The sequence below is a fragment of the Aureliella helgolandensis genome (genome assembly GCF_007752135.1).
Classification (GTDB): domain Bacteria; phylum Planctomycetota; class Planctomycetia; order Pirellulales; family Pirellulaceae; genus Aureliella; species Aureliella helgolandensis.
On sequence record NZ_CP036298.1, the window covers coordinates 5,509,054 to 5,526,807 of the forward strand.

Sequence of the window (17,754 nt, forward strand, 5' to 3'; positions counted from 1 at the left end):
TCTGATGCGGAAAAACATGGTTTGAGCGAAAGAACGACACACCTCACCGAGTCGCGGCAAGGAGACGTGCCATTTGCAAAACGCACCGCCCGCGACTTAGGTGCACGCGATTGGTCGGTCCATTATCGTTGTAGCATGGTTTGAAGTCCGTTGAGCGTGAACGGTGGGTTTTTCAAATGAACAACGGCATGGCAGTTTGGGCATAGAGGAATCAAGTCCGTTATAGGGTCTATGATGCGTGGTCCAGTATCTGCCAATCTCTCGATATGATGAACGTGAATCAACAATTCGGCAATGCTTCCGTATCGGTCCGCCAATTTTATTCTGCATCCTTGGCATTGGTAGCCAAAATGTTCCAAGCATCGAGTCCGAAGAATTTTGCTTCTTTCGTAACGCGAGGAAAGGACGGTACGAATCTTTCCATCGACGATGATAACATCATTGAGCGCAGGACTCGGCGTTTTCAAACGCGATTTCTTGCCAGCGACGGGGAGCGAATAAGTTAATAGTCGTTCTGCAAGTACGGACGCCGAGGCACCGACGGGTATGTGAATCAACGTCGGGAATTCTTCAGCCCACTTCGATCCCATTTTCTCGCGCAGTTGAAACCTCGCGGAATCAGATAGTTGCGGAATCCACTCAGGTTCGTCCCCGCGTAAATAGACGGTAGCAAGAAGCGAATCTTGTTTGTGATACAGATGTGCAAAGCGATTCGACCCTTTGACAGCAAATGCACAAGTTGAGGTAGTGACCCTGAAGGCATCGGGCATTGACGTTTGCAATGCCTCGAGCAGCGAGTCGCAGAACTCACGAGAGTCTCCACTGCAGTTTTCGTGAGTTGTTGCCATTACACTCCTAGGACCGAACGGCGGTGTTCACGCCGTTCCGGGACATGACATTTTGTGCAAAGTAAAGCGGCCACCGGAACTGGCGTGCAATGCGTGGTTCGTCCGTCTCTTAGCGTCGATCAGTTGCCGCGCTGCCGCTGGCCGACAGATTTTTCGGCTTATTTCGACGGTCCCAAAATTTTGTCATAAGCAAGGATATGATTGTTTGCAGTGCTAAGGCGAAAACCACAATAGAAACGATTACGTACGCAGCTGAAAATTCGCGCAAACTCAGGAATGCACAATAGAACAAGCTAAGCGTTAGTGGAACGCCGAGCAAGAGGTACGGCAACCGTTTCGAGGTTTGAATCTCAAAAACACTTCCGAAGTAGGATTGAATCATACCGAATGAAAACAGAGTACCGCCCAATGCAAACAATAATCCCAAACGATCCAAATACAGTCCGAGACCGCTAAGCAGGCAACCAGTCCAAATTACTGACTGACCGATTGCAGAGTTCTTCGTCATTGCGGGCATGTGAATATCTTCAAAGGACGAACGGCACGCATCACGGGGTGGCGGAAGTTGATGTTGATTTCAAAACCGACTGGCCACCGCCACTCCCGTGCATGCGATGGTTATCAGCTCTTCGGTGACACTGCTCAGGTGACACATTTTGAAAGATGCTCCATGAACAGTGGGAACTCACCATGACCATCTAAGTGAATGACGCGAATGTTGCTTGCTTCCAAAACTGCGTGAAATATGGGATCGGTTCGCGTGGCGACAAAAAAAGCGCACCGAGGTTCGGCCAAGTCGATATCGCCAAAGAGTTTCTGCGTTCGATTCCAGATATATCTAACGTTGTAATCTCGGAAGCTGTAGCCGAGGAACAACATGTGGTATTCCATCATGTCGGCACGCAGTCGCAAATCAAACGGCGAATCAATCCCGAATCGTTCGTAGTACTGCGATTCTGAAATCACCATTGTGTTGGGGTGATGGATTGATCCGTGATATTTCAGAATTGGTGTCGCGGAAGACGATAGCTTTGTAAGGTCGGTTGGATGTGCAACTGACGTGTACGGTTTGCCAAGTTGCTTGTATGCCTCTTCCTGCAAGTCATCCCAATTGGTCGTGTAAACTGCGGGAGCGTCGAGCCGGGCAATGTTCTTGATCGGTTCAGGGGGATCTGGAATGTTCTTGGACCACTCGAGGATGTCGGCAAGGATAGTCGGTATTACGTCTTTGCCCTGAATCATCAGATACTCAATTGCTACCAGAAGATCACGTTTTTCCCGAATAGCCTCGGGGGAAATACCCAATGCTGATGCGACGCGTGAAACCAATTCGTCCCAACCAGGGAGACCGGCATTGGCTGAAACGCCGGCACCAGCGAACGGAATCACACGGCGTTCCATTAGACGCTCGACCAACTCTTCAACTAAGGGATCCGTTCGGAAGTCAGACATCGGATTGAGGATTTACTTTGCTGATAACGGCAGGGTTAACGGCGGATTGGGGTTTGAGTTAGAACTGCAAAGTGGAGGCAATGCCAATCCTGCCGTTCACCCCATTGTTACGTGTCTTTCGAAGTGTGCTCGATTCTATCGTATCTTGGCCAGATTACATCCAAAATTCCGCCAATCAAAGCGCCGATCCCACCGATAGCGACACCAAGGAGCGAACAGCCGATTACAGCAGCGAGCAGTGCTACGAACCCCGGAGTTCCACTATAGACAGTACCAGGCGGAGCCGGAGCCCTAGACCAGATCCATGCGAACACACGAACAACATTCAGCAACGGTATTGCAACACCCACAATCGCGCCGAGAATCGTGGCACGGCGTAAATACCGCCACCTCCGATGCGATCGCTCGATAGTGTTGTCTTCGGGCGGTTCGTACGGGTTCGAAAGGTTTCTCAATTCATTGCTGCCCGCGGATTCGGACACGTAACGGTGCCGATCACTCCGTCGGCGGGGATGAGTCGGCAGTAAAAGCAGACCGAGGTCGCCGACTGGAGTGCATCAGTTGGTTCTCAGTTCTAGATTGTTGGGGCCAGGAGCATGGCAGCATCGTCTTCAGTATAGCAAATTTGGTTTGCGATCGCGGAGGACAGCTTGGAAAGGCAGTGTGGCGATTCCTGGCATTCCACCAAGCGAGCCCCCCTGACCGAGTAGCCCAGCATCGAGCTGGATTCCCCTTCGTTTTCATCCGGTTGGACTTCCGCGACGCGAGTGCATTCGAGCGGTTCGCAATGGTGCTTCCATTGCCCAAAGACCTACCGTCCATCTGGCAATACGTTTTACGTTTAGACTTCGTTCCCCTCGGTAACCAGTTGGCAACCGCTTCGAATTGATTAGCAGCCAATACTTTGGAATCCGGGAAGCAGTTGGTTAACTCGGTCACTGGCATTTCGTGGGTGACCGTCCGCATTTCCCCAAGCTGCTCTCAATTATCCATATCCTCGAACGCGATTTCATCGAGATTAAGCTGTCGGAATCCAGAAAGTCGAAAGTGGCCTGCCATCGGGTGGCGTGTAGATTTCAGCTTACCAGCAGCTCCAACGCTGGATGCACCGTTTAGTCCGCTGCCCGATCTACCACGTCCCGCATGGAGGCCAAACTTAGGCACCGTCGCTTCTCTCTGGAAAACCTACTGGTATCCTGCCAATTCCCGCAAGAATTGGCTTGCTGCGGTTCTAAACGCATGGCTCCATGTGTGTTATCGCCACAACTAGATAACCAAGTTTTCAATCGGAGCAGTTAACGTGACCAGCGGCAACAAAACAACCGACGCAGCCCTCCGCCAAATCTTCCGCACGATGGACGGTAACCAAGCTCAAGAAATCCGCGAGGCCTACTACAAGGCCGTCGAGGGGCTGATGACATTGGCAGAGGCACTGGAGATCGCCGACGCAACGCAACCGGAATCGGAATCGGCCGGAACGCTGCTAACCGAACATTTCCATGCCATCGAAGCGCTCGATGCGATGAAGCGTAGTCGGCTTGGGGCTGTGCTGTGAGCCAAACAACAGAGTGGTAAGCTCGTGCTCAACCGCCTAATGCGGGCCGCCATGTCAGTTGGTGTGGGGAGGGCGGTCTGTGACGGTCGACTCAACCCTCTTTTGGGATAACTCTTCAACAGTCTCCATTGCCAGTTGAACCCCTATTCCGTACGTCTCCATTTCGTGGTTTCCTCCCAAAGTCCCTGTATGCAAAGTGAAGTATTTCGGAACGCCTACATGTTCGAAACCAACATCATTCTTGTCAGGTAAGCCAGAGGGGGTGTATGCAGGTGTTGGGAAATACGGGACGACATCCTCGGAATTCGCCACACGATAGATAGCTATTTTGTCATCTCTTAAACGTTTAGCGAAATCCCGGTCAACGCAACGCGGTGATGCGAATGTGACAACAGCAAGTTTTTGACTCGCCGAAGAATCGACACTAATGACGTCAGGAATGGCCAACGTGGCAAGTGCTCCGCCTAGACTGTGCCCGCAAATAAAGATACGGTCTATGCTCGAATAATGTTCAGCAAGAACACGGAGCAGATCTGGGCGAAGCGGTTGGTAGTGCTTACGAAAACCAAATGATGTTTTTCCGTAGACTGGCCACTTTGGATCGTCCATAGTGTGATATCGACCCGAAAATGCGAAAGCAAATAGGCGAGCCATAATGCCGATCGCATGCGGTTTACCAGTTTCAAAATCAACTGGCTGGAAATGTGCATTTCGAATCCACTCCGGCCCGAACTTCGGGCTAGGAATCGTGCGCCAACGTCGTACCATCGTTCCACGAAAGACGATAAAGAGTTGTCGATCGCGAAGTGACACGAACCCATATGGCAATTCTTCGCCACGCAATACTGCAACAACTTGATGACCAGATGGCGCTTCCCATAAGTTGCCGTTCATGTGGCAATCAAACTGCGGGTACGCAGCGCTTGCGAGAGTGTGCAGTTCTGTGAATTGAGACAGTTCCATAGTGTCGAAATATCCTTTAATTCCATCCCGACATTCTGGCACGAAAACCTGGTTTAAGGGAATTGTCTGTGGACGATCTGACGGGAATTGGACCGCTCAAAGGTATCGCAAGAAAATCACTGTAACAAGCATTTTTGTAAGTACTACAAACTTCGTCTATTGGTGCAGTCGAAGGTCTCGATGCCATGAGACATAGCCGGCTGGGAGCGGTGCTATGCCCCCAAACACAGCGTGTGAGTGCTTAGTAGGTAGCCTACTGCGGAACCGCAAAAGTGAACAGCGGGCGAATTACTGCTCGATGATTGCATTGACGTAGGAAATAGGATCACATTCTGACTAATTCTTGCGTCGCTCGCAGTTGTTGAAAGCCGAATTCTAGTGGTTGCTGCAAGCGTTGCATGTGAGAAGCTTCCACCACACGGTTCCGCTTGTCGATAAATTTGTTTAAGGCATTCGCAATCACTATTCCTTCGATAGCACCTTGCAGGCCGAAACCTCCTCCCATAAATCTCCTATTTACGTAACCAGGGTCATTCTTCCAAATCTCAATCGCACTACTCAGTTGCGCGATTGGATCTGTGAGCAGGCGTTCTGATTCAAAATCCGTTCCAGTCAGTCGGCGGAGCCGATCAGCGCAGAAATGAAGGCCAGGCATGACCTGACGAAGTGATTCAAGTGTCAGGCCAGTTTCATAGGATGCGTATGCGAGACCGATTGTGTCGTCAAGCTTTGTACACATTTCCGGACCAAGTAAGTGCCGAAGCTCCGCGCCCTTCAAATGATAGTACAGCCAATAACGCCAACCAAATGTGAGTCGCAGCCATCCTCCATTTATCTCAGCCTGCGAGATTACGTGCCACTGCGATTGGTCGAAAATAAAGTCGTCGTCACCGTAGGGATTGAATGACTCAATTACGGTCTGCATCGGTAACGTCGAGTTCGTGTACGGAAAGCGTACGGCCACCTCACGATCAGGCAATTCACGAACGAATTGTCGAAGTTCACCAACGCGAATCGCGAATGATTCAATCTCACGAGAGTCGATTCGAGGAGGCTCGCTCATATCCATTTGCTACGTCGCTGCTCCCTGAGACTGCCATTCTGAGGTGTCGAACCATTAATTCCAGCCACTGAGAATTGAGATGCCCCAATGGTATCGCTCGCAGGTCTCTGTGACAAGCGTTTTGAACTTTCCACCGGATATCCTCTTGATCCAGTCGGAACGTTCGACGCCGCGAACCCTAGCCTGCTGAGCACGATTCTCTAAGCATAACCACGCCGGGCATTTGACGCCTCGATTGCATCCGTGGCGTTTTCCTCGTTGTATATCGCGACACACGCCCCCGTCGAGTTCCCCTGCCCAACTGCGACCAGCCCCGCGAGCTCCCACGCATCGCCACACGGGCCAACCTAGGGCACCGTCGCGGCCCTCCGGAAACCTGCTGGAATCCTCTAAATATCTGCAAGAATTGGCTTGCTGCGGTTCAAACCTCATGGCTCCATGTGTGTTGCACGAATGAATTTCCATTCCCCCACCACACGGAGACGCGCATGCCCAACAACCGCCAACAGAAGAACCGACTGCAACCTGAGGCTGCTTACGAAAACTCGCACCTCGTCGCCCAAGACCTCGTCGAAAGGATTCGCGAGCTGCTCTTTGACATGCCCGCGCCCGGCGTGGAAGAACACCCGATTGACTGGACGCATGTTGGTTCGATCAACGAGGTCAACAAGCGTCTCTCAAGCGTTGTCGCCTTCCTAGACGGTACGGAACACTAAGCCGAAACGCGGTATCAATCCGCGTCGCCGGTCGGTGGTTCGATCGGCCTGACGATGGCAGCCAACCACGAAATAGAATTGGGAACTACGACGATGAAGAAGGCAGATGTAAAGATTGGTGGTGTGTACAGCGCGACGGTTACTGGCAAGTGCGTCGAGGTCCGGATCGATGCCGAGAAGCCACGTGGCGGATGGGAGGCGACCAACTTGGTCACCAACAAGAAGGTCCACATCAAGTCGGGTCGACGCTTGCAGCCGGTTGTGGGTGCAACGAGATCGGCCCAATCCACATCAAATGGCAAAGCGAAGAAGGTGGCTTCGGAATCAGCGAAGCAGGAGGCAGTAGTCGCAGAAAAAGCAGCGGCCAAGAAACCACGCAAGTCTAAGGTCGCCCCGGTGGTTGGGGAGAAGAAGCTGAGCTGCATTGCTGCGGCGCTGAAGGTCTTGGCCGAATCCGGGCAGCCACTCAACACCAAAGAGATGATCGAGGCCATGCAGGCTAAAGGCTACTGGTCCAGCCCTGGTGGTAAAACTCCGCACGCTACGCTTTACAGCGCGATTTTGCGGGACCTAGCCGCAGGGGACGACGCCCAATTTGTAAAAACTGGGCGCGGCCGGTTTGCGGCCAGAACCTAGGTTAAACCTTCAGTGCAACCTCGCACATGCCCCACTTTCTCGCCAGTGGGTAATTCTGCATCGGTAGCGTCAAGGAGCCCAATCGGAGAGACTGAAAAGGACAAGAACTATTGCAGGGTGAGGGCATTTCCCTAATCACCTTAGGGAAAACCGTCAGTGAAGCCTATTCGGGAGGAAGATCCGTACCACGACCCTTCACCGGTGTCGGGGGACCTAGCTCTTTGTCGAGCTTTTAGCCACAGATCTTCTGACGAATCCTTTTCTTTCCCCGGATGGAATAGCAAAATTGCAACTTTATGCTTGTCCGAAAACGATACGCATCTTTCTCTTCGTGGGATTATCAAAGAAGCCAACATTATCGAGCATCTCGAAAATATGGGAGTAGAGTGCGAACTGTTCACCTGTGAGTCCGGTCCAAAACACCATGCATGAGGTCTTCGTTGTTGAAGGGAATAGGGTCAGGAACAGGCTGTCTTGTACGTCACTCTGAAGCATCGATTGGGAAAACAGCATTTCATGAACTGCGTTCCTTACGATGGCAGATAAGAATGCTGGCAGATAATAACGCAACGCCTCCTTTCCAATGAAGAGTAAACTTGGATGCGATCTATCGATTAGGTAATCCGGCACATCTTCCCATCGCAAGCCTTTGACTGATGCAATCGCTTCTATAGCTTCCGGTATTTCTGTTTCCAAAGAAATTTCATTCAAATTCTTTGTAATTTCAGAAGGGCAGTAGTTACTGTGAAGGCGATCATAAATAAATGCGATTAGTTGAAGATATGTCTGCAGTTCGGTCTCGAATGAATGAGAATTGCTGTCGTCGGGTTCAAGCATTTGGATGAGCCTTCGCGCAGGCGGTACATTTTCGAGAACCTTTTTGCGCGTCAAATTCCTGATCTTTATGGGTTTGCCAGGAGGAATGAGATCGATTGAAGCATTTATTGGAAAAACTCCTTCGTCGATTTACGCACGTCTACGAAATTGCAGACGGTGCGAGCATTTGCTCCGGTGTTAGACTCCAGTCACATCGACCGCTTCTCCCCCGCAGCTTGCAACTCCTTGGTTGGTCACAGACTGCATGTACTAGTGCACTCTGACCAAGTTTGTAGGCATCCGAGCACTTTGGCTTGGGGCAACGTCGTTTTTTGGGAATCCTTGGTGGCTTGAACCATGGAGCCACTGCAACAGCGACTCTGCGTCCGAGAATCAAACCACACCCACCGCAAGCGCCAGAGCAAGCCCATTTGTGCCATCGTGGCATCAGTTGCCATGTCAGCTTCCAGCAATCAGCGTCCGTACCACAGTAGTAAACTGCAGGCCCTAAGCAAGCTGCACAGCCACCGCATGTCCCAACCGCCCAGGCCAAGAGACCAAGAGGATCACTATTGGTTGCGGGGTTAGCGTTCCCGTATTCATAGTATAGATCTTCTTCGAGATAGTACCCGATAGGATCTTTGGAGCAAGTGACCAATCGAGCGCTACCAGCATAGACTGATTTGCGTAAGTCGCTGCAATATGTTGAGTTAGCTCGCAGAGATGGTTGGCCAGTGTAACTACGATCCTGCCCACGCGCGTAAGGCGAGGTTTTGAAGTGGGTTTCAGTGCTGTGAGCGAAGGCGACCATGCCTGCTATTGTAAGGCTTCGCCATGACCGCTCGCTATAGTTCAACTGACGGATTCTTCGGAACTCCAGAGCCGCTTGCTGAGGCGAGGTTTTCGCAACCATGCGTTCCAGCGAACTTAGCATCCAGCCGCCGCGGCCCTCAATCCGGCGATCATCCATGCTCGCCGTCTCGCTCCGCGTTTCCTTGATCTTTCTTAGGAGCATCATGACCAGAATGCAATCGACACTCTCCCTCTCGCATCACTCCGCTAACATCAGCGCACGCGCGGCAGGTGTGGCGGATTCAATTTGCTAAATCATCAACTCGCCTGCCTGCCTTGCCTAAAAGGCATCTTTAATTGTATTCGACATCAACCAGTGCCTAAGTCACGTTCTTTTTGATCAAGCAGGCTTAACGCAAACTCTGCATGTTGCCGAACTTCCAAATTTTCGCACTTGCGGTGACGCTCTATTACTTGCGCCGCAGGTCCACAGAGTTTGTGGTATGGCGTGCTGGAAGTCTGGCAAATAACATGCGCGAGTGAAGTCGTAGCTCGCGCTATTGCAAACGTCTCAAAAATTCCCGCGTTCGCTGAAATCTGAGGAGATTGTTGGAGAAATTTTATCAATGCTAATGCAACATCTCCTCGTGGATCTATACACGAACCGGCGAACGTTGTAGCCCAACACCTGTCCCGAGCGTCAGGTGATACTAACTTTCTTAAAACATCTTTGATTTGATTCGCGGACATATTCACACCTTGCAATCAGGGCGGTGGAAATCTTTCGTCTGGCATTGGCGGTTTACCAGGAGGTTGATTCGGTGGGACGCAAGCAGAGAATGGAAAGTCCGCCCAGCACTCTGCAGGATCCTTGCACTCGCAACTTGTATCGATAATCGACCCTATGTTTTGCTGATTCCCTGTCTGAATTTCGCAGCACAAACATTGACCACCTGGGCATGTGGGCCATTTAGGACGTGGAGTTGGCGGGGCAATATCGATTGGGATTACATCGATATCCACTCTGGGCAAAGTGGACGCAATTACGGCTACGCCAATTACCGTAGCCGCAGTACATGCCTTTATGGCTCCACCTGGTCCCGGCAACGATGGATTACATGCAAAAGTTGTCGCAGTTACCCCGAGACACGGCGAGCATCGTGAAGATCTCGTTGTTGTTGTTCGATAAACTTGGTATCCAACAAATCCATCGATTCCCATTTCCAAACAAGTCGAAAGTGGATTATTACCACCGGTAAGTGGAGCGCGAATCCTGCGTCTTGACGTGCCCCACCACCAACCTGGCATATCGAACTGACATGTGACGCTATACGTAACCGATGTTGAACTTTCTGTAAGACAACTTCCACTAAGCATTGTGGAGGACAGGCCCGATGGATCGCCGTATGTCATCGGGCGTCCGCCAACTAAAACGTAGAGCCCCAAGAAACCGCCTTCGAACCGGATCGGATCTTTGGAGCAAGACTCCAATCGAACGTTCCGGCCAGGGCTCGAACGGCGCAAGAGGGGACGTGTGCTCGACTTGGAACGCCGCGAAGCACAGATGGTGCGCGTACGATCCTGCCCGCGCGCGCGAGGTGCGGTTCTGACAGAGAATTCAGCGGTTGGAGCGAAGGCGACCATGCCACCAATTGTAAATGATCAGCGTAGTCGCAACTGAGCCAGCGCGCGGTCGTGTAGAGTCCGCCAACTCCTGAAAACAGGGTTTGCCCCAACGAAGTCCGCATTTTTTTAGGTTTCTTCGTGCTCCAGACCTGTTCGTACAAGATCATCGACCGGTATAGCCGCAGCGTCGATTTCGCCAACGGCTAGGTCCGCACCAGGTGGGACGAACTCTATCCAATATTCGTTTGGTTCCTGGTTGCTCAAATTACTGGGCCAATTCGAGACAACACCCGATTTCCCTCGCAGCTCTACCAGGAAATGCGAACTCGAAACTGTTACTCGATCACCATATCTCAACATGCTCTTTACCACATTCGCCCCGGACTTCCTGTGGGAGGTAACGGAATGGAAGGGCGTTCGGGTTCCGGCGTTACGGGTACGACCGGAGCGGGGACCGCACCACAACCACCAAAACGACGATAGGGTCCGAAACATACGCATGTCGCTGGGTTCTGATTATAATCATAATAGTGCCAATGAGTCATGCTTCCCGTCCTGGCCAAGCAACCACCATGATCGTGGGTAGTATCGGTCACGGGGGGGCGGCGGAGTCGGGCAAGGAGGACAATTACTTGGCGGTTGATCCGAATCCCACATCCAATAGCACACTTTCGTGAGCACGGGCTTGGTACATTTCTGCCCAATTTGGTGGAAGACATAAGTGCAGACCAATATCGCAGCTACCTGTGGTGGCTTCGGACCTGCTCCGACACCAGGAGGAGGTCTGACAGGAATTCGCTCTAGCAAGCCGTCGGGATCCAAGCTTACCAAAGGGCGGTTAGTAACGTATGCAAAGAGATTCCAAGCCCCCCCTTCATACCCGATAGGATCCTTGGAGCGGAGTGCGACATCCTGCCTTAACAGCCTTTATCGGCATCCTGCCTCGGTTCGCAGGGTTGTTTCTCTGAAGCGAACTCCGTACGCCCTGAACGGTTTCGACCTTGCCACCGAATTAGCAGGTTTGCACCGTTACCCGCGAGAGTACCGATGATGAGTCCTATGCCCGTAAATGTCAGCACAGTCCAGTGAAAACTCATCCCTTGGTTCTGATCCGCCTCCATAACGTAGCTCTCGAATGGGAGAGCGAGACGCGTGGAAATCAACCCGGTAAGGGCCCCGCTAACTATTCCAACAGCTACGATCGACTTTTGATTGATTAGAGCCATACATGTCTTTCCACATTCAACCGAGAGACCAAGCCAGACCGACCGCTATCTCGTTCCAACGTAGACGTGGCAACTGCTAAACAGACCGTTCCACCACCAAGTCGAGCCGTGATCGTAAAACAGATCTTCATACATATCATTATCTTGTTCCGGAGTTTGCGGATACGTCTCTGTGACATTTCCTGCAAACATCAAACTGCTGACAGTTTGGCACTTGATTTTCTTTGGTTTGACCCACACACCTAAGCAGGCCGCAATTTCTGTGCAGAGATCGACTCCCCCGCCACTTCCATCGCCACTGCTACAAGATCCTTGATTAGCGGGGCCGGCTACTTCGCAGCAGTAGTAACCGCCGCAAGGCTTATCGACACAAATCTTCGAATGGTCACCAGGACTCGAACCGCCAAGCCAATAGCTGCCTGTTCCCTCTGGATCAATTCTTTTCGATGGCTGGCTTCGCTCGAACTCATAAAGATTTTCACCATCCGCATACCCAATCGGATCCCTGGAGCAGAATCTCACTAAATTGGCGTCGTAAAGTCCAGCTCTGCAATAGTACAGCTTCGGCGTGTCGTCCCATTCGCGGTCTGTGTAAGTGTAACGATTACTGTGCGAAGAGCTACTGCGAGGGTGCCCTATGCATCGGTACTCCACAAGCGATGTAGGCATTATGCGCTACAGTACTTGCCGCTGAACTGGTCAGTGCCGTTACACTGTATTGTTGATTTCAGTGGCAGCAGACACCCACACTCCCCGTCGGTCGATATTGATCTCGTAAGACTGGCTCGTTGGAAAGCGGCAAGCACCCCATTCACCGAACTCGCGAGCTACGACACCATTCCTACCGCCCCCAGAACCTACGCTGATTGGCCCTCCAGCGTTCAACGTCGATGTACGGCTTGCGCTGTGGATCGGGAGCCGGTTTTGGCTTGACCGGTACCTTGCGGCGTTCTTCTTCAACCAGCCGGACTCCGCAGTAGTGCCCAGCAGCACAGGCATTGTACAGTGCATCGAACCAGTGGTTTTGCTTCCGCTTGCGGTCCCACTTGGTCACCATGCCCTTGCCTGAGATGAACTCCTCGGTCTTGACTTCAGCGGTCAGGTGCTTGGCGAAGGACAGGTGTTCCGTTGCACTGGCTTGGAAGAGTGTAATGGCTCCCACTCGGCTCGTGGGCGTGCTGAGACGTTGGTGTACCCAGGTCTTCCAGTGATCCGCATCGACCTCCGCTAGGTAGACATTTGCATTGGGCAGCCAGTTGATATGGAAGCCTTCCCCCAGGTGCTGAACGACAGAGCCAGTTTGCGTCTCACGATTCTGCCACTGCTGATGTTGCTGCGAGGCGCCACGCCCCACCGAGGGAATAAAGCGATTGCCCGACTCTCGATTGAATGCATACACCACGTCGGTCATGTAGCCAGCGTCGATGAAGCATAACTGGGGTATTAGTGTCTCACCTCCCACGACGCCAATGGGCCAGCCTGCGAGCACCATGGCTCGGAACTGTCGTAGGGCTACCATCGTTGCCTGCTCAACGCCCAGGTCGTCCGAGGCCACTTCAATGCGTCCGTAGTCCACAACGTGTCCATAGGGGCCTGCCGACCACGCTACCACAACCCAATGATTGAGGTACTTGCCCAGATCCATCGCGATGGTGAGCGTGACCGTCAACCAACTTCGCATTAAGTATGCGGACGTATTTGGTGAGGGGACCAACGGTCGGAACAAAGTCTGGTTGCTCAAACGGATTGCTTGGCGAATGCAGGCCAACGAGGAAGGTGATCTTTCCGAACGGGCTCGTAAACGGGCCATTGAAATTGCGAACGATGCAGACCTACGGATGCTGCCGCCACGACGACCCAAGCTATCGGCCGACTCCTCCGAGCGGACCGTCACGAAGAAAATCGGGATTGCTCAATCCAACGAGCTTCTTCCCGGTACCAAACTTCAGCGGGTCTACAAGGGAGAAACGTTCTCGGTCACGGTGCTGGAAAGTGGATTTGAGTTCCAAGGTGAACGCTTCAAATCACTGACTGCGGTTGCCAAGGCTGTCACCGGGAAGCACTGGAACGGCTTTCACTTCTTCGGCCTGCGTCAACCAAGGAGTGCCAAATGAGCGGTCGAACAAAAGAGAAGCCGCCTGCTAGAGACGTCGTGCGGTGTGCAATTTACACACGCAAGTCGACGGAGGAGGGACTTGAGCAGGAGTTCAATTCCCTCGATGCCCAGCGCGAGGCAGGGGAAGCGTACATCAAGAGCCAGCAGCATGAGGGCTGGGTGTGCGTGCCGGATGCGTACGATGACGGTGGATTCACCGGCGCCAATATGGAACGTCCAGCTCTGCGACGACTGCTCTGCAACATCGAAGAGGGGAAGGTAGACTGCGTCGTCGTTTACAAGGTCGATCGACTGTCTCGCAACCTGATGGACTTCGGACGCATCATCGAAATACTCGACAGGCACAATGTGGCGTTCGTATCGGTAACTCAATCATTTAACACTTCGACATCGATGGGGCGACTGATCCTGAACGTGCTCCTGTCCTTCGCCCAGTTCGAACGGGAAATGATTAGCGAGCGCACCAGGGATAAAATTGCAGCCGCGCGACGCAAGGGCAAATGGTCTGGAGGCATGCCTGTCCTGGGCTACGATGTGGTCAATACAAAACTGGTGGTAGACGAATGCGAAGCAGGGCGGGTGCGAGAGATCTTTCGGCTGTACCTCGATCAACAATCCCTGTTGGACGTTGCCAAGGAAATCAACGCGCGGGGCTGGCGCACCAAGCGTTGGGTCACCAAGAAGTCCGAGGTGCGCGGTGGAAAGCTCTTCGACAAGGGTTCGCTGCATCGACTGCTAACCAACGTTGTCTACATCGGCAAGCTCACTTATAAGACTGAAGTCCATGAGGGCGAGCATGAAGCCATCGTGGACCTTGATGCGTTCAACCAGGCTCAGGCGCTGCTTGAGCGGAATGGGAGAAGTGGTGGGCGAGAAGTCCGGAACAAGCACAATGCTCTATTGCGGGGCTTGATGCACTGCGGGGCCTGCGACTGCGGCATGAGCCATTCGTATTCCAAGAAGGGTAGCAAGCTCTACAGATACTACGTCTGCCACAGGGCGCAAAAGCGGGGCTGGGAGGAGTGCCCTGCGCCATCACTCCCGGCGGGGGAGATTGAGCGATTCGTAATTGACCAGATTAAACGCATTGGCCGAGATCCGGCCCTGATTCGCACCACGTTGGCGCAGGTGCAACGACAATCGGACGAGGAACTCCAACGCCTAGCGGCTGAGAAAACGGCACTGGGCCGCGATGTGCGGCAAGACTACGTCGAGGTTGGCAGATTGGCGGGTACCGCAATGGCTGGCGATCCAAGACTGTTGGAGGTTCAAACTCGAATCCGGGATGCTGAACGTCGGATGACCGTCATCGGAGAAGAGCTGGCATCGCTGAAATCGCAGGTGATTGATGAAAAGGACGTAGTAGCCTCCCTGGGGGAATTCGACAGCACCTGGGAAGCACTCGCACCACGGGAACAGGCCCGCGTACTGGAGTTGCTCATTGAACGAGTTACCTACGATGCCGACACCAGCACGCTGTCGATCACTTATCGACCAACCGGTATCAAGTCGCTGGCCAAGAAGGGTATTGATCGAATTGAGGAAGCAGCATGATTCAGACTCAACACAAGATTCATTTCAAATCGGGAAGGCGCTCGCGTAAGGAACTGTCGGATGGGGTCGCCGTAGCTCAGCCAAAGGGTCGGCTGCCTCGCATTACCAAGTTGATGGCTCTGGCGATTCGTCTTGACCATCTCATCAAGACTGGGCAAGTAACCGATCAAGCAGAGCTGGCACGCGTGGGGCATGTATCGCGGGCGCGGCTCACTCAAATTATGAATCTGCTCTATCTGGCGCCGGACATCCAAGAGGAGCTACTGCACCTGCCAGTCACGGTGAACGGACAAGATGCAATGATTGAACGGGACCTGAGGGCGATTGCGGGGATGGCGAGTTGGAAGAAGCAGCGGTTAAAGTGGAAACGGATTCACTCGTAGCAAAGTTTCAAGTTCCACTTGTGGATCTGCAGACTTACCGACTGTCGATCGGTGACCTCATTTAGGCTATTTTTGGTGGGAGTTACAGCAGGCTTCCTACAACTATGATGAAGAGATGCAAACTGAACGGCAATCGGATTGCGGTTTTGCGTCTCGCTGGGGCCCACGGAGGTCGAGTTGCTAGGCCAAGGAGCAACGCTAGGTCAATCTTGCTGAAGGATCGCCAGGCTCGTTCTCTGGTAATGCCCCCGCTTCGACTATCTCCTGTAGCTGCTCCAGAACGTCAGGATAGCCCTTCGATAAAAAACGGACAATTCTCGCGTTGTCGAGGAGCTTACGAAGGTAGCCTGTAATAATCACCAAGTGAAGAACATTTTTGCCATGGGATCCCTCGATTGCCTTCAGCTCGCGAACTAGTACCCGAGACTCCTGCTCGATTCGGGCTAAATCGTCATTTGACATAATCTCCGGTCCACTGTCTCGGACCGCATCAATTTGCAATTCAGCTGGAGTTGCAAAGACAAGGCATTTCATGTACCCAATCGAATAGTTGTGTGAGGCTGTCATTAGTTGGGCAATTTCTATTTGCCTGATCGGACGGACCTTTCGTAATTCTCTGATCGCTACTGCAGATGTGCGCTTACCGCGCAGTATATGAATAGCTTCTTTACAGATGCCGTCGAGCAGGTCCCGCTTCTGACGGATTGAAGCAGGGTCAACATTGAGCGCCCTCGCGATTCGCTCCTCCGAGACGCCGTTCTTAATCGCCTTTAGTATCATGAAGTGCTCTTGGATCGCCGTTAGGCGATTAATTTTATGATTGAAAGTGAAGCCTTCGTCGTCGGTGGCTATGAGACACTTGGCCTCTTTCGCCCCTAAATCAGAAAGAATCGCGTGCCGTATGTGCCCGTCCAATATCATGAACTGGCCCTCTAGCTGAGCCTGTGGGAAAACCACGAGTGGCTCAATAAGCCCAAGTTCCCTTATGGAAGCTTCAATACAGGAATACTTTGGTGTTTTGAGTAAGCCGGCCGACAAGATGCGGACTGGCAATAGGCTCGCAAGCGGCACGATGACGACTTCTGATTTACAAGCCAATTGGACTTTTTGATTCATTTGTCTGTTCCGTCCTGACGAATGCGCTCGGCAAGCAACTGCGGCATTGAATCGAGTTGCTCCGCTTTCAAGAGCGTTTGGAACTGATCGTCCTTGTATAATTCGGTGAATGCTGAGATCGCCATTAGCAGTCGACTTTCGCAGGCCTTCGTCTTGCGGATCAGCATTTTTTGCCTGAGAGTTTCATCCTGATAGGTCTGCACCAACGACTTGCTTGTCACTCCATCTGCCGGTGTCTTTCTCACCGACGATCTTGGGCGTTTCCCGCCATTTTGGCGCTGTTCAATGATGCGCTTAGCGCGCACAAGCGCGTCGCCCCGCAGTACGTTATTTTCATATGCTTCCTGGAGTGCAATCTGGACCCCCTTGTCGTCCGACGTTGCGATCACCACCGCGACACTCACAGCCAGAACCCCCTTTTCGATCGCAAGCAACAGACGCTCTTCTCCTTTCTCCAGGAGTTTCAGGAGTCCACGAATGTAGGTGACGTCAAGATCAGTCTTTTTCGCTATTTCACCCGCCGTGTATCCCCGTTCCTTGAGCACACCGAGTTCGCGCACTAGTTCCACACCGGAATGTTTTCGTCGTGCCAAATTTTCAGCAAGACTCATCAGCATTAAATCTTCTTTTGCCCCTTCAGCAATAATGCATGGAATTTCCTGCTGTTCGAGAGCGATATAAGCCTCGAGCCTACCCTGGCCGCAAACAAGGTTGTAAGCGAACGCATCATTCTTGATTCCTGCGGCGACTACCGTTACCGGCTTCTTTAATCCGATGGCTGCTATGTTAGATTTGATCTGGTCGAACTTCTTTCGGCCTCGCTCGCGTGGGTTCAGAACCGAGATTTGTGCCACTGGAATCATTACAATATCGCTTCGAAACGTAACTGCCA

Annotated in this window: 18 protein-coding genes and 1 other RNA gene; 9 read left to right on the forward strand and 10 right to left on the reverse strand. The window is 52.4% G+C overall.

Features of this window, described 5'->3' with window-relative positions:
- Nucleotides 1–122: 122 nt before the first annotated feature.
- The 3 genes from Q31a_RS19180 to Q31a_RS19190 all read right to left on the reverse strand — a co-directional run bounded on the left by Q31a_RS19180 (nucleotide 123) and on the right by Q31a_RS19190 (nucleotide 2,300).
- Complete coding sequence (locus tag Q31a_RS19180) at nucleotides 123–848, reverse strand: HNH endonuclease (RefSeq protein WP_145081533.1); 726 nt, start codon at nucleotides 846–848, stop codon at nucleotides 123–125.
- Between the two features lie 109 nt (nucleotides 849–957).
- A complete protein-coding gene (locus Q31a_RS19185; RefSeq protein WP_197355404.1) occupies nucleotides 958–1,356 on the reverse strand; it encodes a hypothetical protein in 399 nt (132 codons plus the stop codon).
- Between the two features lie 134 nt (nucleotides 1,357–1,490).
- A complete protein-coding gene (locus tag Q31a_RS19190) occupies nucleotides 1,491–2,300 on the reverse strand; it encodes an SIR2 family protein (protein WP_145081539.1) in 810 nt (269 codons plus the stop codon).
- A 1,300-nt stretch (nucleotides 2,301–3,600) separates the two neighbouring features.
- On the opposite strand from Q31a_RS19190, the gene Q31a_RS19195 reads away from it, so the two are divergent.
- Entirely contained in the window at nucleotides 3,601–3,855 is a 255-nt protein-coding gene (locus tag Q31a_RS19195; RefSeq protein ID WP_145081542.1) for a hypothetical protein, read from the forward strand.
- 54 nt (nucleotides 3,856–3,909) lie between these two features.
- Here the strand turns inward: Q31a_RS19195 and Q31a_RS19200 are convergent, their stop codons facing one another.
- Both Q31a_RS19200 and Q31a_RS19205 read right to left on the reverse strand, forming a co-directional pair.
- Nucleotides 3,910–4,818, reverse strand: coding sequence for a lipase family protein (locus Q31a_RS19200; protein WP_145081544.1), 909 nt, complete (start codon nucleotides 4,816–4,818; stop codon nucleotides 3,910–3,912).
- Nucleotides 4,819–5,143: 325 nt separating this feature from the next.
- Nucleotides 5,144–5,881: a hypothetical protein gene (locus Q31a_RS19205; RefSeq protein ID WP_145081547.1), complete on the reverse strand. Its 738-nt coding sequence runs from the start codon at nucleotides 5,879–5,881 to the stop codon at nucleotides 5,144–5,146.
- A 488-nt stretch (nucleotides 5,882–6,369) separates the two neighbouring features.
- Between Q31a_RS19205 and Q31a_RS19210 the strand changes: the two genes are divergently transcribed.
- From Q31a_RS19210 to Q31a_RS19220, 3 genes are all read left to right on the forward strand, one after another.
- On the forward strand, nucleotides 6,370–6,597 hold the full coding sequence (locus Q31a_RS19210; protein WP_145081551.1) for a hypothetical protein: 228 nt from the start codon (nucleotides 6,370–6,372) through the stop codon (nucleotides 6,595–6,597).
- Nucleotides 6,597–6,664: hammerhead ribozyme type II (locus Q31a_RS19215), an RNA gene on the forward strand. The genes Q31a_RS19210 and Q31a_RS19215 overlap by 1 nt, the downstream gene beginning before the upstream one ends.
- A 26-nt stretch (nucleotides 6,665–6,690) precedes the next feature.
- On the forward strand, nucleotides 6,691–7,233 hold the full coding sequence (locus Q31a_RS19220; protein ID WP_197355405.1) for a winged helix-turn-helix domain-containing protein: 543 nt from the start codon (nucleotides 6,691–6,693) through the stop codon (nucleotides 7,231–7,233).
- A gap of 294 nt (nucleotides 7,234–7,527) precedes the next feature.
- Here Q31a_RS19220 and Q31a_RS19225 read toward each other — a convergent pair whose 3' ends face one another.
- On the reverse strand, nucleotides 7,528–8,124 hold the full coding sequence (locus Q31a_RS19225) for a hypothetical protein (RefSeq protein WP_145081557.1): 597 nt from the start codon (nucleotides 8,122–8,124) through the stop codon (nucleotides 7,528–7,530).
- A gap of 2,879 nt (nucleotides 8,125–11,003) precedes the next feature.
- Between Q31a_RS19225 and Q31a_RS30305 the strand changes: the two genes are divergently transcribed.
- Complete coding sequence (locus tag Q31a_RS30305; protein ID WP_197355406.1) at nucleotides 11,004–11,144, forward strand: hypothetical protein; 141 nt, start codon at nucleotides 11,004–11,006, stop codon at nucleotides 11,142–11,144.
- Between the two features lie 408 nt (nucleotides 11,145–11,552).
- Nucleotides 11,553–11,687 carry a hypothetical protein gene (locus Q31a_RS31180; protein ID WP_261342678.1) on the forward strand — a complete coding sequence of 45 codons (135 nt, stop codon included), beginning with the start codon at nucleotides 11,553–11,555 and terminating at the stop codon, nucleotides 11,685–11,687.
- Between the two features lie 51 nt (nucleotides 11,688–11,738).
- Here the strand turns inward: Q31a_RS31180 and Q31a_RS19230 are convergent, their stop codons facing one another.
- Nucleotides 11,739–12,362, reverse strand: coding sequence for an RHS repeat-associated core domain-containing protein (locus Q31a_RS19230; protein WP_145081560.1), 624 nt, complete (start codon nucleotides 12,360–12,362; stop codon nucleotides 11,739–11,741).
- A gap of 172 nt (nucleotides 12,363–12,534) precedes the next feature.
- Nucleotides 12,535–13,374, reverse strand: a complete 840-nt coding sequence (locus Q31a_RS19235; RefSeq protein ID WP_145081563.1) for a terminase gpA endonuclease subunit — start codon at nucleotides 13,372–13,374, stop codon at nucleotides 12,535–12,537.
- Here Q31a_RS19235 and Q31a_RS19240 point away from each other — a divergent pair.
- From Q31a_RS19240 to Q31a_RS19250, 3 genes are read left to right on the forward strand one after another with little or no spacing between them, the layout of a single operon-like run.
- On the forward strand, nucleotides 13,352–13,807 hold the full coding sequence (locus Q31a_RS19240; protein ID WP_197355407.1) for a DUF2924 domain-containing protein: 456 nt from the start codon (nucleotides 13,352–13,354) through the stop codon (nucleotides 13,805–13,807). The two genes, Q31a_RS19235 and Q31a_RS19240, sit on opposite strands and share 23 nt — an antisense overlap.
- Nucleotides 13,804–15,363, forward strand: coding sequence for a recombinase family protein (locus Q31a_RS19245; RefSeq protein ID WP_145081569.1), 1,560 nt, complete (start codon nucleotides 13,804–13,806; stop codon nucleotides 15,361–15,363). The genes Q31a_RS19240 and Q31a_RS19245 overlap by 4 nt, the downstream gene beginning before the upstream one ends.
- The gene (locus tag Q31a_RS19250) at nucleotides 15,360–15,746 is read left to right on the forward strand and encodes a hypothetical protein (protein ID WP_145081572.1); all 387 of its coding nucleotides are present in this window, start codon (nucleotides 15,360–15,362) and stop codon (nucleotides 15,744–15,746) included. The genes Q31a_RS19245 and Q31a_RS19250 overlap by 4 nt, the downstream gene beginning before the upstream one ends.
- A gap of 198 nt (nucleotides 15,747–15,944) precedes the next feature.
- Here the strand turns inward: Q31a_RS19250 and Q31a_RS19255 are convergent, their stop codons facing one another.
- Nucleotides 15,945–16,862 (reverse strand): plasmid partitioning protein RepB C-terminal domain-containing protein, encoded by a 918-nt coding sequence (locus tag Q31a_RS19255; protein ID WP_145081575.1) that lies wholly within the window; start codon nucleotides 16,860–16,862, stop codon nucleotides 15,945–15,947.
- The gene (locus Q31a_RS19260; RefSeq protein WP_145081578.1) at nucleotides 16,859–17,725 is read right to left on the reverse strand and encodes a ParB/RepB/Spo0J family partition protein; all 867 of its coding nucleotides are present in this window, start codon (nucleotides 17,723–17,725) and stop codon (nucleotides 16,859–16,861) included. Before Q31a_RS19260 ends, Q31a_RS19255 begins: the two co-directional genes overlap by 4 nt.
- Nucleotides 17,726–17,754: the final 29 nt, after the last annotated feature.

Bases quoted from the DNA above. Each gene is read 5' to 3' on its own strand.
- Q31a_RS19230 (WP_145081560.1), bottom strand. From the start codon at position 12,362: ATGCCTACATCGCTTGTGGAGTACCGATGCATAGGGCACCCTCGCAGT.
- Q31a_RS19260 (WP_145081578.1), bottom strand. From the start codon at position 17,725: ATGATTCCAGTGGCACAAATCTCGGTTCTGAACCCACGCGAGCGAGGC.
- Q31a_RS19245 (WP_145081569.1), top strand. From the start codon at position 13,804: ATGAGCGGTCGAACAAAAGAGAAGCCGCCTGCTAGAGACGTCGTGCGG.
- Q31a_RS19180 (WP_145081533.1), bottom strand. From the start codon at position 848: ATGGCAACAACTCACGAAAACTGCAGTGGAGACTCTCGTGAGTTCTGC.
- Q31a_RS19220 (WP_197355405.1), top strand. From the start codon at position 6,691: ATGAAGAAGGCAGATGTAAAGATTGGTGGTGTGTACAGCGCGACGGTT.
- Q31a_RS19190 (WP_145081539.1), bottom strand. From the start codon at position 2,300: ATGTCTGACTTCCGAACGGATCCCTTAGTTGAAGAGTTGGTCGAGCGT.
- Q31a_RS19185 (WP_197355404.1), bottom strand. From the start codon at position 1,356: ATGACGAAGAACTCTGCAATCGGTCAGTCAGTAATTTGGACTGGTTGC.
- Q31a_RS19255 (WP_145081575.1), bottom strand. From the start codon at position 16,862: ATGAATCAAAAAGTCCAATTGGCTTGTAAATCAGAAGTCGTCATCGTG.
- Q31a_RS19235 (WP_145081563.1), bottom strand. From the start codon at position 13,374: ATGCGAAGTTGGTTGACGGTCACGCTCACCATCGCGATGGATCTGGGC.
- Q31a_RS19200 (WP_145081544.1), bottom strand. From the start codon at position 4,818: ATGGAACTGTCTCAATTCACAGAACTGCACACTCTCGCAAGCGCTGCG.
- Q31a_RS30305 (WP_197355406.1), top strand. From the start codon at position 11,004: ATGAGTCATGCTTCCCGTCCTGGCCAAGCAACCACCATGATCGTGGGT.
- Q31a_RS19250 (WP_145081572.1), top strand. From the start codon at position 15,360: ATGATTCAGACTCAACACAAGATTCATTTCAAATCGGGAAGGCGCTCG.
- Q31a_RS19210 (WP_145081551.1), top strand. From the start codon at position 6,370: ATGCCCAACAACCGCCAACAGAAGAACCGACTGCAACCTGAGGCTGCT.
- Q31a_RS19205 (WP_145081547.1), bottom strand. From the start codon at position 5,881: ATGAGCGAGCCTCCTCGAATCGACTCTCGTGAGATTGAATCATTCGCG.